We start from the raw sequence: 10,821 nt of genomic DNA, 5'->3' as shown, positions 1-10,821 counted from the left end.
GCTGCCGTGGGCCCTCGGCGGCGCGGGGGTCGTGGGCGCCGGCGCGATCGGTGCGGGCGTCGCGGCGAGCCGCAAGAAGAAGGCGGCGACGGCGAGGGAGCGCTACGACCGGGTCTCCCGCGAGTACGGGCGGGTCGCGGGGGAACTGACCGGGCTGGACATCCGCGCCAACTCGCTCACGTCCCCGCTGGCAGACGACGAGCTGCGGTCACAGTGGGCGGATGTGCGGGACCGATTCCTGTCGCTGGACACCGTCATGGGGCGGATCGGCGACCTGCGGCCGGAGTCGACCGACGCGGAGTTCCGCGAGAAGGCCGACGACATCGAGACCGCGCACACCACGGTCGATCAGATGGAGACGGCGGAGAAGAACATCGACCAGCTCTTCCGCATGGAGCAGGGTGACGCGGACGTGCGCCGCCGCCAGCTCGGCGAGCTCCACGAGGACATGCTGGCCGCCGCGCTGGGAACCGAGGACGAGCGTCTCGCCGCCGAGGCCAGGGCCCTCGACGCGCGGGCGGACGAGCTCTCCCGGGACACGCAGGCCGCCGACTTCATGGACCGCTACGCACGGCTGGTGGTGGACTACCGGCTCGTGGTGGAGGCCATCCGGGCCCGCGAGATGGCGGATGTCGAGGCGGCGGACGACGCGGGTGACCGCCACGCGCCGAGGCTGTACGACCGGGACTGGCGCGCCGGCTACGGCTACAACGGCTTCGTGCCGTTCTACGTGGTCTCGAGCTGGCACGCCCACGACGTGCAGGCGGCCCAGGCGGCGAGTTCCACCAACACGAGCTACTCCAACGCCTCGTTCTCCGGTGGCGGCGGGTCGAGCGGGTACTAGACCCCCGGCCCGCCTCAGCCCTCGACGATCTCGACCGACTCGATCGTGTGCACGGTCCGCGGCGCGCCCTGCGGGCTGCCGTCGTCCTCGATCGCCGTGACGGCGTCCATCCCGTCGGTGACGGTGCCGAAGAGGCTGTAGGCCGGCGGCAGGGAGACGCCGGAGTCGCCGGTGACGATGAAGAACTGGGAGCCGTTGGTGTCCGGGCCGGCGTTGGCCATGGCCATGGACCCGATCTCGTACTCGCCCTCGGCGGGGAGCTCGTCGGAGAACTGGTAGCCCGGTCCGCCGCTGCCGGTGCCCTGCGGGTCGCCGCCCTGGATCATGAAGCCGGGGATCACCCGGTGGAAGGTGATGCCCTCGTAGTACTTGTGGCGGGCCAGGAAGACGAAGTTGTTCACCGTCTCCGGCGCCTTGTCCTCGAGCAGGTCCACGGTCACCACGCCGGCGTCGGTGGTGATCACGGCGGAGTAGTCGACCCCGGGGGTCAGGCACATCGGCGGGGCGGAGTCGAACGAGGTGATGCGCTCGTCGGTGCCCTCGGCGGGCGGGCACTCGACCGCGTCGGCCGTTCCTCCGTCGGACGCCTCGGCCCCGGTCTGCGTCCCCGCGGTCGTGCCGGTGGCCGCGTCCTCGGCGGGTGAGTCATCGGTGCCGCACCCGGCGAGCGCCAGGGGCACCGACAGGGCGAGGATGCCCAGGGCGGTGCGGAGGGTCGGACGGGGCCGGGCTGTGGCGGAGAGCTGCATGAGACAAACCTACGTGGCGCGTCCACGCCGCTGAACCCCCGGTTCCGCGTGGTGGGAGGGATCGCCCCGGCCCGCCGGGTACGATCGACCCGGCTTTCGACTAGGGACGGGGACTCATCCATATGCACCACCACGGCCACCACGAACTGGTCGACGAGGTCGAGCGGTCGGTCGCCGGTCTCGCGGACCCGATCGGCCGGGAGTGCCTCCAGCGGGTCATCCTGCCCCGGGCCGGCGAGCCGCTGGACGTGAGATCGCTCTACCTCGCCGAGGCCCCCACCAACGCCCGCCGCGCCCACTCCGCCGGCCGCACCACCCTGAGCGTCGGCGCGGACTCCGAGGTCTCCTTCGCCACCTACTTCAACGCCTTCGCGGCGGCGTACTGGCGTCGTTGGACGATCCTCGGTGAGGTGGTCCTGCGGCTGACGATCCGCGGCGCCGGCCGTGTGGACCTCTACCGGTCCAAGATCGACGGCTCGCGCATCGCGATCACCGGGGACGTCGTGGGCGAGCCGGGCGAGTCGGGGGCGGACCGGGTCACGACGGTCGAGTTCGTCTGCGACCTGGGCCCGTTCGAGGACGGCGGGTGGATCTGGTTCGACCTCACCTCCGACACGGACGTCGAGGTGCTCGCCGGTGGGTGGTACTCGGCCGTGGACGCGCCGGCCACCCGCCCGGACGCGGGCCCGGACGGCACCCCCGATCCGTCGGTGCAGGTGCCCAACGACCGCCGGGTGACCGTCGGTATCCCGACCTTCAACCGCCCCGGGGACGCGGTCGCGGCGCTGCGGGCGCTCACCTCCGACCCCGAGGTGGACGCGGTCCTGGACGCGGTGCTCATGCCGGACCAGGGCGACCGCAAGGTGCGTGACGAGCCCGGGTTCGCGGAGGCCGCCGAGTACCTGGGCGAGCGCCTGCGTATCTTCGACCAGCCCAACCTGGGCGGCTCGGGCGGGTACAGCCGCATCATGTACGAGGCCCGGCGGCTCACCGACTCGCCGTACATCCTCTACATGGACGACGACATCGAGATCGAGCCCGACTCGATCCTACGGGCCCTGGCCTTCGCCCGTTTCTCGCGCGTGCCGATGCTGGTCGGCGGCCAGATGCTCAACCTCCAGGAGCGCAGCCACCTCCACACCATGGGCGAGGTGGTGGGCGCGCACGACTTCATGTGGACCGCCGCCCCGCACGCGGACTACGACTACGACTTCTCCCGGTACCCCCTCACCGACCGGGAGAACCCCAAGGAACTGCACCGCCGGATCGACGTGGACTACAACGGCTGGTGGATGTGTCTGATCCCGCGGGTGGTCGCCGAGAAGATCGGCCAGCCCCTGCCCCTGTTCATCAAGTGGGACGACGCGGAGTACGGCCTGCGGGCGCGCCGCGCCGGCCACCCCACGGTCTCCATGCCGGGTGTGGCGATCTGGCACATGGCGTGGTCGGACAAGGACGACGCGATCGACTGGCAGGCCTACTTCCACCTGCGCAACCGGCTGGTGGTGGCGTCGCTGTACCACGACGGCGACCACAAGGGCATCATGCAGTCGAGCCTCAAGGCGCTGGTCAAGCACCTGGTGTGCCTCGAGTACTCGACGGTGGCCATCCAGATCGAGGCCATCCGCGACTTCCTGCGAGGACCGGAGGCGCTCTACGAGCTGCTGCCGACGGCCCTGCCCAAGGTGCGGGCGATGCGCGCGCGGTTCCCCGACGCCGTGGTGATCCCCTCGGCCGTGGACCTGCCCGCGCCCTCCGGCGGCCCGGCCGGGATCCACTCCGAGCCCCGGGGCCCGGTCCGCAAGGCCCTCGCCCTGGGCAAGGGGCTCATCCACACCCTGAGCCGGGACGACAAGGCGCACCACGAGGTGCCGCAGGCGAACTTCCCGCCCGTGGAGGCGCGCTGGTACTCGCTGAGCCGGGTCGACGGCGCCACCGTCACCACCGCCGACGGGCGCGGGGTGGTCTACCGCAAGCGCGACCGTGAGCAGGCCGGATCCCTGTTCGCCGAGTCGGTGGCCGTGCACAGGGAGCTCTTCCGCCGGTTCCCGGAGATGCGCCGCCGCTACCGTGATGCGCACACCGAACTCGTCACCAAGGAGGCCTGGAGCCGTGTCTTCGACGCCTGAGGCCGCACCCGGGCCGGCCGGCCCCGACCACGCCGGCACGGGGCCGACGGTGGAGATCCCCGTCCCGACCGGTGAGGTCCGGTTGCTGGCCGGGATCCAGCGCCGGCTCCTCGCGGTGCCCGGATCGCGTGAGGCCGCCGTGACGCTCTCGCACGTCGGGGAGCACGCGCTGGGCTGGATGGCGATCTCGGCGGTCGGCGTGGTGGCCGACCCCGCCCGCCGGAGCCGGTGGGCGATGGTCGGTGTGGGCAGCTTCGGGGCGCACGCCACCTCCGTCGTCATCAAGCGGGTCGTGCGGCGGCGACGGCCGGACCACCCCACCGTCGAGGTGGGGGTGGGCACGCCCTCCTCGCTCAGCTTCCCGTCCTCCCACGCCACGTCCACCACCGCGTTCGCCCTGTTGGCCGGGGCGGTGAGCGGCGTCCCCGTGGCCCCCGCACTCGTTCCCGTCATGCTGGCGTCCAGGCTCGTCCTGGGCGTCCACTACCCTTCGGATGTGTTCGCCGGCGCCGCGGTCGGCGCGGGCTGCGCTGCGCTCACCCGCGCGGTCTGGCCCACGGACCCCGTCCAGCGCCTGCTGCCGGAGGCGCTGCGTGACGGCGCGCCCGGACCGCGCACCACCCCGACCCCCGAGGAGAATCGATGACCGATCAGACCGGAGTCCCGGCCTCCCGGGGCGGGGGCGATCACCACCTTCTCGGTGCGGAGCCGCACACCGCCAACGAGATCGACCTCGCCGAGGCCGAGGAGGAGGCCAAGGGCTCACCGCCCAAGAACCTGCTCGACGGCATGATCAAGGCCCTCCGGCCACGGCAGTGGGTCAAGAACGTCCTCGTGGTCGCGGCCCCCGCCGCGGCCGGGTCGCAGACGCTCACCGACACCTCGGTCCTCTTCTCGGTCTTCATCGCCTTCGTGGCGTTCTGCATGGCGGCCTCGAGCGTGTACCTGATCAACGACGCGATGGACGTCGAGGCGGACCGCGCGCACCCCACCAAGCGGTTCCGTCCCATCGCCGCCGGGGTGCTGCCGGTCGGACTGGCCTACGGCATGGCGGTGGCGCTCATCGTCGCCTCGATCAGCATCTCGGTGCTGTTCACCCACCCGGCGCTGGCGATCGTCGTGGCCGTGTACATCGTGCTGCAGCTCATGTACTGCTTCGGACTCAAGCACCAGCCGGTGCTCGACATCGCGTTCGTCTCCTCCGGGTTCCTGCTCCGCGCGGTGGCGGGCGGCGCGGCGGCCGAGGTCGAGATCTCGCAGTGGTTCCTGCTGGTCATGGCGTTCGGCTCCCTGTTCATGGCGGCCGGTAAGCGGTACGCCGAACTGAACCTGCACCTGAGGACCGGGGCCAAGATCCGCAAGGCCCTGGAGAGCTACACCCCGACCTACCTGCGGTTCGTGTGGACGCTGTCGGCGACGGTGCTCGTGCTCTGCTACGCCCTGTGGGCGTACGACCGCGGTTCCGATCCCACCCAGCCGTCCGGCTCGGCCGTGTGGTTGCAGATCTCGATCGTGCCGTTCACCATCGCGGTGCTGCGCTATGCGGTCGACGTCGACGCCGCCCAGGCCGGCGAGCCCGAGGACATCGCGCTCGGGGACCGCGTCCTGCAGGTCCTGGCCGGGCTGTGGGTCCTGACCGTCGTGATCGGCGTCTACCTCGTGCCGTCCTTCGCCTGACCGGGGTGGGCGGGCGATGTCGGAGGTGACGGCGGGGAATCCGGGAGCGGGGCGTCCGGCAGCGGACCGGCCCCCGGCGACCGTGGCCTCGCGGAACCCTGAGCGGATCACCGACCGGATCACGGAGCGGATCACCGGGCGACCCCGGGCCGAGCCGGCCGTCTTCTGGGGCGGCCTCGTCGTGGTGGTGGCGGTGTTCCTCGCCGGCGCGTGGCAGCGCCGGTGGATCGCCGACGACGGGCTGATCGTCCTGCGCACGGTCCGCAACCTCATCGCCGGCAACGGACCCGTGTTCAACGCGGGGGAGCGGGTCGAGTCCAACACCTCCACCCTGTGGACCTATCTCGTCTATCTCACCCACGAGGTCGTCGGCTATCGGCTCGAGCTGGTCGCCCTGGGGTTGGCGCTGACGCTGAGCATGATCGCGGTCGCGTGCGCGATGCTCGGCACCCGCGTGATGTACCGGGGCACCCGGCGCGCCCCCGCCGGTGGTCCGATGCTGCTGTTGCCGCTGGGCGTGGTGGTCTACATCATGCTGCCGCCCGCCCGGGACTTCGCGAGCTCGGGCCTGGAGACGGGGCTGGTGATCTGCTGGATCGGCGTCATGTGGCTCGGCCTGCAGCGGTGGGCCCGCGCGCCGCACCGCGAGTACCGGTTCGGTCTACCCGCGGTGGGCACGGCCGCGATGGCGTTCATCGCCGGGCTCGGTCCGCTGGTGCGCCCCGAGTTGGCGCTGGCGGCGGTGGTGTTCCTGGCGCTGCTGGCGGCGTCACAGCAGTCATGGCGGCATCTGGGCTGGTTGGTCGCCATCGCCGGAACCGTCCCGGTGGTCTACCAGATCTGGCGGATGTCGTACTACGCCCTGCCCTATCCGTTGACGGCCGTCGCCAAGGACGCGGGCGGGTCCAAGTGGGACAAGGGAGCCCAGTACCTGTGGGACCTGCTGTCGCCGTATGTCCTGCTCCTGCCGCTGGCGGTGGTCCTGCTCGCCGGGCTGGTCTCGCTGTGGGCCGTGCGCCGGTCGGACCCCGCCGCGTCCGGGTCCCCGCGTCGCCGGGGTGGGGTGACCGGTGACGACGACGAGGTGGGCGGTCTGCTCCGCCTGCGCGGCCGGGTCCGCTCGACCCCGGTCGTCACGGTCGCCTTCCTCGTGGTGGCCGTGATCATGCTGGCGTACGTCACCCGGGTCGGCGGGGACTTCATGCACGGCCGGGTGCTGCTGCCGTCGGTGTTCCTGTTCCTCCTGCCGGTCTCCGTGGTGCCCCTGCCGGTCGGACCCGCCCGCGGGGCGGACGACGCCCGCGTGCGCCGGGTGGCGGTCCCCGTCGTCGCCGGTGCGTGGCTCGTCGTCGTCGGATGGGCGGTGACCGTCGAGGTGGTCCAGGACCCGTTCCGCGACGAACCGGAGTCCATCACCGCCGCGGGGATCGTCGACGAGCGGCAGTTCTACATCCAGCGGACCGGCCACAAGCACCCGTTGCTCGCGGACGACTACCTCGACTTCCCGCGCATGAGGGCACTGGTGAGAGAGGTCTCGGCCAACCGGACGGGGGCGGTCTTCCTGCCGGTCCCGGGCTTCCAGGACCGGTGGGACGTGGTGGCCTACGACCGCCCGATGCCCGGACTGCAGCCGTTCGAACTGCCCGACGACCCCATCAAGACGGTCGTGTTCCTCAACCTGGGCATGACCAGCATGAACCTCCCGCTCGACGTGGACGTCTACGACACCGTGGGTCTGGCCTCGCCGTTGGCCGCACACACCGACCGCATGGAGGACGGGCGTATCGGCCACGACAAGTTCCTCCCGTACGACTGGGTGCTCGCGCGCACCGGGGTGGTCGAGGACCCGGTCAACTTCCCGCGATGGATTGACGTGAACTGGGTCAACCAGGCCGAGGTGGCGCTCACCTGCCCCGCGACCGAGGCGCTGATCGACTCGTATTCCGGCCCGTTGACGCTGGAGAAGCGCTGGTCCAACCTGGTTAACGCATTCTCATTCGCCGAGTACCGGATCAACAGAATCCCTGCATACGAGGTGCAGAGGTGCGGGTTGCCCATGCCTGAGAAAGTGGAGAAGTACCAGGGCACTCGGTAGTGTGGCCCGTACTGTTGTCTCGAATCGATAACAGTAGGGGATCGATCAGGTCCCCGACCTGTAACACCTGTCCCAGAATAAGCGACAGTAACGATGTCGCAGTTCCGGTCCTCCCCTGGTGGGGCCGGTCCGATGGACGTCACCGATGCCCCGGGTCACCTGGGGGCACCAGGAACGAACAAAGGAACCCACGAATGTCCCAGACCACCCTCCGGCGCAAGTTCGCCGCCGGGCTCACCGCCCTGGCGACGGCTGCAGGCCTCGTCGTCGGCGCTCCGGCTCTCGTCGGCGCCCAGGCCACCGAGCAGGGCTCGTCCGCCAGCCTCGGATCCGCCGGATCAGCCGGCGCGCCGCCCGCGGCCCCCGCCTTCCAGCCGGCCGCCGGCAACGAGAACCCGGTGGGCTTCCGGAACTGGCTGCGCCCCGGGTGTACCTGGGATCCGGTCGCCTCCTGGGTCCAGCTGTGCGACGTCTGGTCGCCGGCGATGAACCGCCACATCAAGGTCCAGGTCCAGCCCGCCCGCTTCGGCGGCAACGCCGGCCTGTACCTCCTCGACGGCCTGCGGGCGCGGGACGACTGGAACGCGTGGACGCGTGACGCACAGGCCCAGCGCATCTTCCTCCAGGACAACATCACCCTGGTCATGCCGGTCGGCGGCCAGGTCTCCTTCTACTCCGACTGGGACCGGCCCATCAACCTGGGCGGCAACCTCGTCGAGTACAAGTACGAGACCTTCCTGACCCGCGAGCTCCCCGGGTACCTGAACGCCCACTTCGGCGTGCGCACGGACAACAACGCCATCGCCGGGCTGTCCATGGGCGGGTCCGCCGCCGCGATGCTGGCCGCCAAGCACCGCAACCAGTTCAAGCAGGTCTCGGTGTTCTCCGGCTACATGAACCCCACCGCGCCGGGCATGTACACGATGATCCCGCTGGCGATGTTCGACCAGTGCAAGTGCGACCCGTTCGCCATGTGGGGCCTCCCGGGCTCGCCGCGCTGGGGTCAGAACGACCCGCTGCTCAACGCGGACAAGCTGCGCGACATCCCGATGTACGTCACCGCGGGTTCGGCCATCCCCGGCCGGTACGACCAGCCCTCCAGCCTGCAGGCCGTGTTCAACACCTTCAACGGCATCATCCTCGAGGGTCTGTCGCGCGGATCGACCATCGCGTTCCAGAACACCCTCAACGCCCGGCCCAACCAGGCCACGTTCGACTACCGCACCACCGGCATCCACGGGTGGGGCTACTGGAACGACGACCTGATCGCCGCCCGCTCGGCGCAGATCCTGCCCGTGATGAACGCCTTCGCGTGGTGATCACGGTCGGTTAGCCGACGAATCGGGCTCCGCTCAGCGAGTCCTCACCCGTCACACCGGGGCCCCGTGCGTAGATTCTCGTGCGGGGCCCCGGTCGCTTGCGTGACCACCGGGTTCGGCCGCGGGAGGGGAGCCCGCGGGCGGACGACGGACCAGGGCCCCGGGCAGAAGCTGTCCGGGTCGCGCTCGCGGCCCGTTCACCGAGACGTTCGGCGACGACGCGGCAAGGAAGAGAACCTCACATGGCGACCCCCAGCGCACACGCGAGCCCCCGCACCCGGTGGGCGTCCCTCCTGGCGGCCCCACTCGTGGTGGGAATGGTGGGCTCCGGCCTCATCGTCCCTCCGGCTGCGGGCGCCCAGGAGACCCCGGTCCGGGTGACCCCGGGTCAGGAGACTCCCGCCCAGGGCTCCCCGGTCCAGGGCTCCCCGGCACCGACCGGTCCCGGCCAGGAGGACCCGGCCCGGCAGACCCCCGGGAACCGGGTGGACTCCCCCTCCCTGAGCGTGCCGACGACCCTCCCGACCGGAGTCCGCCTGGACAAGGTCGAGTGGAAGACGGCCAACCGGGTCGCACTGTGGGTGCAGTCCCCGGCCATGGAGCAGGCCATCCAGGTGCAGCTCATGCTCCCGGCCCAGTGGAACGCCGAGCCGGAACGCACGTACCCCTCCCTGCTCCTGCTCGACGGCCTGCGGGCGCGCAACGACGCCAGCGGATGGACCCTCGAGACCAAGATCTCCCAGTTCTTCGACGCCAAGAACGCGATCATCGTGCTCCCCGTCGGCGGCGAATCGAGTTTCTACACGGACTGGGTCGCGGACGCCAACGGCTCGGCCTACCAGTGGGAGACGTTCCTCATGGAGGAGCTGCCGCCGCTACTGGCCCGCGACTGGCGGGTGAACGACAAGCACGGCGTGGCCGGGCTGTCGATGGGTGGCACGGCCGCGATGATGCTCTCGCAGCGCTACCCGGACTACTTCCAGTTCGCGGCGAGCTACTCGGGCTTCCTCGACACCACGAGCTTCGGCATGCCCGAGGCCATCAAGGTGGCCATGCAGGACGCCGGCGGGTATCAGGCGGAGAGCATGTGGGGACCCCTCGGCTCGGCCAGGTGGCAGGAGCAGGACCCCAAGCTCCACGCGGACAAGCTCCGCGGCCAGAGCGTCTACGTGTCCGCGGGAAGCGGGAACACCGGTCCGTGGGACCAGCCGTCGGGTCTGCCGGACATCCCCACCAACTTCCCGGGCTACGGGCTCGAGCTGCTGTCGCGGATGACCACCCAGACCTTCGTCAACAAGGCCCGCGGGGCCGGCGTCGAGGTGACCGCCAACTTCCGGCCCTCGGGCACGCACACGTGGCCGTACTGGCAGTTCGAGATGATGCAGGCGTGGCCCCAGTTCGCGGGCGCCGTCGAGATCGAGAACGTCGAGCCCCCGTGCGCGGCGCAGGGTGAGATCGCCCGGGTCGCCGAGCGTCAGCCCGGTCTGGGCCCGTGTCTGACTGGCGAGTACGACGTCAAGGGCGGCAAGGCCACCGACTTCCGCTTCGGCCGGGTCTTCTGGTCGCAGCAGACGGGCGCGCACTCGGTCCTCGGGGCCATCGGCGCCGCCTACCAGGCCGAGGGCGGACCCGACGGCCCGCTGGGGCTGCCCACCTCGGGCGAGACCACCACGCCTGACGGCAGGGGCCGGTTCACCCAGTTCCAGAACGGGGTCATCTACTGGTCGCCGACCACCGGGGCGCACGCGATCCGCGGGGCGATCCGGTCGATGTGGCAGGAGCGCGGCGCCGAGCGCGGGGACCTCGGCTACCCGACCACCGACGAGATCACCAACCCGAACAAGCCCGGAGTGGTCCAGGGCTTCCAGGGCGGCACCGTCTACTGGTCCTCCGCCACCGGCCCCAGGGTCGTCGAGGGCGCCATCCTGACCACCTACCGGGAGGCCGGCGCGGAGAACTCTGAACTCGGGTACCCGACCACCGACGAGATCTCCCTGACCACGCGCAA

7 protein-coding genes and 1 pseudogene are annotated in these 10,821 nt (G+C 71.0%); 7 read left to right on the top strand and 1 reads right to left on the bottom strand.

What is annotated here, in order from left to right; all coding sequences use genetic code 11:
- Nucleotides 1–844 (top strand): annotated as a pseudogene (locus G6022_RS04175) (DUF5129 domain-containing protein); the annotation flags it as partial.
- Nucleotides 845–858: 14 nt separating this feature from the next.
- Here G6022_RS04175 and G6022_RS04170 read toward each other — a convergent pair.
- On the bottom strand, nt 859–1,593 hold the full coding sequence (locus G6022_RS04170) for a peptidylprolyl isomerase (RefSeq protein WP_179524230.1): 735 nt from the start codon (nt 1,591–1,593) through the stop codon (nt 859–861).
- Between the two features lie 122 nt (nt 1,594–1,715).
- Here G6022_RS04170 and G6022_RS04165 point away from each other — a divergent pair, with 122 nt between their 5' ends.
- The 6 genes from G6022_RS04165 to G6022_RS04140 form a co-directional block, all read left to right on the top strand.
- Complete coding sequence (locus G6022_RS04165) at nt 1,716–3,722, top strand: glycosyltransferase (protein ID WP_095717071.1); 2,007 nt, start codon at nt 1,716–1,718, stop codon at nt 3,720–3,722.
- 49 nt (nt 3,723–3,771) lie between these two features.
- A complete protein-coding gene (locus G6022_RS04160) occupies nt 3,772–4,368 on the top strand; it encodes a phosphatase PAP2 family protein (protein WP_347238147.1) in 597 nt (198 codons plus the stop codon).
- Nucleotides 4,365–5,399, top strand: coding sequence for a decaprenyl-phosphate phosphoribosyltransferase (locus G6022_RS04155; protein ID WP_182616140.1), 1,035 nt, complete (start codon nt 4,365–4,367; stop codon nt 5,397–5,399). The genes G6022_RS04160 and G6022_RS04155 overlap by 4 nt, the downstream gene beginning before the upstream one ends.
- Nucleotides 5,400–5,415: 16 nt before the next feature.
- Nucleotides 5,416–7,494: a flagellar motor control protein ZomB gene (gene zomB, locus G6022_RS04150; RefSeq protein ID WP_182691039.1), complete on the top strand. Its 2,079-nt coding sequence runs from the start codon at nt 5,416–5,418 to the stop codon at nt 7,492–7,494.
- 194 nt (nt 7,495–7,688) lie between these two features.
- Nucleotides 7,689–8,813: an alpha/beta hydrolase family protein gene (locus G6022_RS04145; protein WP_182639980.1), complete on the top strand. Its 1,125-nt coding sequence runs from the start codon at nt 7,689–7,691 to the stop codon at nt 8,811–8,813.
- Nucleotides 8,814–9,055: 242 nt separating this feature from the next.
- A partial coding sequence (locus G6022_RS04140; RefSeq protein ID WP_182691037.1) for an alpha/beta hydrolase-fold protein occupies nt 9,056–10,821 on the top strand: 1,766 nt, incomplete at its 3' end.

It is taken from the genome of Dietzia sp. Cai40 (genome assembly GCF_014145165.1).
GTDB classification, from domain to species: domain Bacteria; phylum Actinomycetota; class Actinomycetes; order Mycobacteriales; family Mycobacteriaceae; genus Dietzia; species Dietzia natronolimnaea.
The sequence above is the reverse complement of the archived record's forward strand: the minus strand, read 5'-3'. Positions and strand labels throughout refer to the sequence as shown.

Coding starts and splice junctions, on each gene's coding strand:
- G6022_RS04155 (WP_182616140.1), top strand. CDS start 4,365: ATGACCGATCAGACCGGAGTCCCGGCCTCCCGGGGCGGGGGCGATCAC.
- G6022_RS04165 (WP_095717071.1), top strand. CDS start 1,716: ATGCACCACCACGGCCACCACGAACTGGTCGACGAGGTCGAGCGGTCG.
- G6022_RS04145 (WP_182639980.1), top strand. CDS start 7,689: ATGTCCCAGACCACCCTCCGGCGCAAGTTCGCCGCCGGGCTCACCGCC.
- zomB (WP_182691039.1), top strand. CDS start 5,416: ATGTCGGAGGTGACGGCGGGGAATCCGGGAGCGGGGCGTCCGGCAGCG.
- G6022_RS04170 (WP_179524230.1), bottom strand. CDS start 1,593: ATGCAGCTCTCCGCCACAGCCCGGCCCCGTCCGACCCTCCGCACCGCC.